This is a genomic window from Methylobacterium sp. WL103 (genome assembly GCF_008039885.1).
GTDB classification, from domain to species: domain Bacteria; phylum Pseudomonadota; class Alphaproteobacteria; order Rhizobiales; family Beijerinckiaceae; genus Methylobacterium; species Methylobacterium cerastii.
Genome location: NZ_VRUX01000596.1, coordinates 1 through 2,537 on the forward strand (window position 1 = coordinate 1; position 2,537 = coordinate 2,537).

5 protein-coding genes are annotated in these 2,537 nt (G+C 70.3%); 4 read left to right on the top strand and 1 reads right to left on the bottom strand.

The window, feature by feature from the left end; translation table 11 throughout:
- Window positions 1–207 precede the first annotated feature (207 nt).
- The 3 genes from secB (at window position 208) to FV222_RS22885 (ending at window position 1,480) form a co-directional block, all read left to right on the top strand.
- Window positions 208–708: a protein-export chaperone SecB gene (gene secB, locus FV222_RS22875; RefSeq protein WP_147754730.1), complete on the top strand. Its 501-nt coding sequence runs from the start codon at window positions 208–210 to the stop codon at window positions 706–708.
- 130 nt (window positions 709–838) lie between these two features.
- Window positions 839–1,081, top strand: a complete 243-nt coding sequence (locus tag FV222_RS22880; protein ID WP_147762170.1) for a DUF433 domain-containing protein — start codon at window positions 839–841, stop codon at window positions 1,079–1,081.
- A 48-nt stretch (window positions 1,082–1,129) separates the two neighbouring features.
- Window positions 1,130–1,480 carry a hypothetical protein gene (locus FV222_RS22885; RefSeq protein WP_246685612.1) on the top strand — a complete coding sequence of 117 codons (351 nt, stop codon included), beginning with the start codon at window positions 1,130–1,132 and terminating at the stop codon, window positions 1,478–1,480.
- 25 nt (window positions 1,481–1,505) lie between these two features.
- On the opposite strand, the gene FV222_RS22890 is transcribed toward FV222_RS22885, so the two are convergent.
- The gene (locus FV222_RS22890) at window positions 1,506–1,895 is read right to left on the bottom strand and encodes a tautomerase family protein (protein WP_147753979.1); all 390 of its coding nucleotides are present in this window, start codon (window positions 1,893–1,895) and stop codon (window positions 1,506–1,508) included.
- Window positions 1,896–1,990: 95 nt separating this feature from the next.
- On the opposite strand from FV222_RS22890, the gene FV222_RS22895 reads away from it, so the two are divergent.
- The coding region (locus FV222_RS22895; protein ID WP_147815717.1) for a LysR family transcriptional regulator at window positions 1,991–2,537 on the top strand (547 nt) is incomplete at its 3' end.

Below are 2,537 nucleotides of genomic sequence, written 5' to 3' on the forward strand. Positions count from 1 at the left end.
GGCCGGGCCGGGGCCTCACCGGACGGCGGCCGTCTACGGAGACCCCGCGCTGCATCCGCGGCTGCCGGCGCCTCGCTTGTCCACCGGGGGCGGGCATGTTAGCCGCCGGGCCTCTGCTGAACGACCGCGCGACCACACGGGCAAGGCGGTCACCCCTAGCCATCGGCCCGCGGCCGGTGTTCGATCTTTCGAGAAGGATGACCCGCCATGGCCGATTCCCCCGCACCGAACGGCAACGGTCAGGCCGACGAGGCCCCCGCGATCAACGCGCTCGCGCAGTACACCAAGGACCTGTCCTTCGAGAACCCGAACGCCCCGCGCTCGCTCCAGCCCCAGGACGGCCAGGGTCCGCAGATCAGCATCCAGGTCAACGTCAACGCGCAGCAGCTCGCCGAGGCCGACTTCGAGGTCGAGCTGACGCTGGAGGGCGACGCCAAGATCAACGGCGACGTGCTGTTCGCCTTCGACCTGAAGTATGCCGGCGTGTTCCGCATGCGCAACATCCCGCAGGACCAGGTCCACCCGGCGGTGATGATCGAGTGCCCGCGCCTGCTGTTCCCGTTCGCCCGCCAGATCGTGGCCGAGGCTGTGCGCAACGGCGGATTCCCGCCGCTCTACATCGATCCGATCGACTTCGTCGGCCTCTACCGCCAGAAGGCGATGGAAGCGCAGGGCGGCGCCGAGGCGACCGGCCCGCTCGCCTCCTGATTTCGATTCCACTCGGGGGCTTAAGCCCCCGCCCCGACGACAGCCCGGCCGTTCGCGCGGCCGGGCTGTTTCGTTTTCACGGTAAACGCCGCATCCTGCGCGGACCGACAAACGAGCCGGACGACGATCGATGACGACCGAGCGCGAGGAACCGCTGTCGCTGGACGACCTGATCACCTCGGATCCCGGCATCCTGGGTGGGCGCCGCGTCTTCCGGCGAACGCGCGTCCCGGTCGAGGTGGTGTTCGAGAACCTGGCGGACGGGTTGTCGATCGAGGACATCCTCGATGACTATCCGACGCTGGACCGTGGCGACGTCGTGCAAGTCCTGCAGCTCGCATCGGCCGGTCTGGCGGCGCCGAAGGCCGCATGAAGGTCGTGCTGGACGAGGGCGTACCGCGGAGCTTGGCCGGCGCGCTCCGTGGCCCTCGGTCTCGACGCCGCCGCGTTCGATCCGGCCTGGATCGGCCTGTGGAACGGCGTGCTCCTTCGCCGCGTGGAGGCGGCGGGCTATTCGGTGCTGCTCACCAACGACAAGAACATGGCCTTCCAACAGAGCCTGAAGGGCGCTGCCGTCGCCGTCGTCGCCCTGCCGTTGAACCGCAGAGGCGTCGTGCTGGCACGGGCCGCCGACATCGCCGAGACGATCCGCCGGGCCTCCCCGGGGCGGCACCTTCTGATGAACCTCGACGGCACGCGCACGGTGCGCGGCTTCGAAGGCGACACCCTCGTCGTGGCCGACCTGCCGCCGGTTCCGACCTTCAAGGGATGAGCCCTCAGCGCGCCGCGCCGGATCGTCACGCCGGCGGGCCGTAGCTCATCAGCCCGTCGCCGAGCGACCAGTTTTCGCGTGAGACCTCGACGAGGGTCACGAGCACGTTGCCGGGCTTCACGCCCGGATCCCGCCCGAGGTTGCGGGCGATGGCCGCGTAGAGCGCCCGCTTCTGCGCGGTGTCGCGGGTGTCGTTGGCGATGATCTGGATCATCACGAGGTCGTCGTCCCGCGCGATGCCGAGGTAATTCGGATCGTAGATGAAGGCCGAGGCGGCGTGCTCATGGATCACGGTGAACTGGTCGTCCTCGGGCACCGCGAAGGTCTCGCGCATCGCCGCATAGAGGCCGGCCGCGAGCGCCGCGTGGAAGGCCGGGCTCTTGCCGGCGCGAATCGAGATGCGGGTCAGGGGCATGGCAGGGTCCTCGTTTCGGAGCGAGGACAGGATTGCGTCGCGTCGTGATAACGGAAAGATATGCTCTGCTATATCTGCCATAACGGATCGTTGTGATGCCGCCCCGCCCGCTCGACATAGACAGCGTTCAGGCCTTCGTGCTCACCGTGGACCTGGCGAGCTTCACCCGCGCCGCCGAGGCGCTGGAGACCTCGCAGGCCGGGATCAGCCTGCGGCTCAAGCGGCTGGAGGACCGGCTCGGCTGCCGCCTCGTCGATCGCACGCCGCGCAACGTCCGGGCCTCGGCGCAAGGCGAGCGCTTCCTGCCCGCGGCCCGCGGCCTGCTCGCCGCCCACGACCGGGCGATGGCCGACCTCGTCGCGGCGCCCCCTGCCCGTCTGGTCCTCGGGATCAGCGACCACGTCGCCGGCCCGGACCTGCCCGCGCTGCTGCACCGGCTCGGGCTTGCCGGTTCGGGCCTCGTCGTCGAGGTGCGGATTGCCCCCTCGCGCGACCTGATGCGCCTGTTCGATGCGGGCGAGCTCGACGCGGCGATCGTCCGGAGCGAGGACCCGGCCGAGGCGGGCGGTACGGTGCTGGCCGAGGAGCGCCTCGCGTGGTTCGCCGCCCCCGGCTTCCGGTTCGAGCCCGGCGCGCCCCTGC

Coding starts and splice junctions, on each gene's coding strand:
- FV222_RS22890 (WP_147753979.1), bottom strand. CDS start 1,895: ATGCCCCTGACCCGCATCTCGATTCGCGCCGGCAAGAGCCCGGCCTTC.
- FV222_RS22880 (WP_147762170.1), top strand. CDS start 839: ATGACGACCGAGCGCGAGGAACCGCTGTCGCTGGACGACCTGATCACC.
- secB (WP_147754730.1), top strand. CDS start 208: ATGGCCGATTCCCCCGCACCGAACGGCAACGGTCAGGCCGACGAGGCC.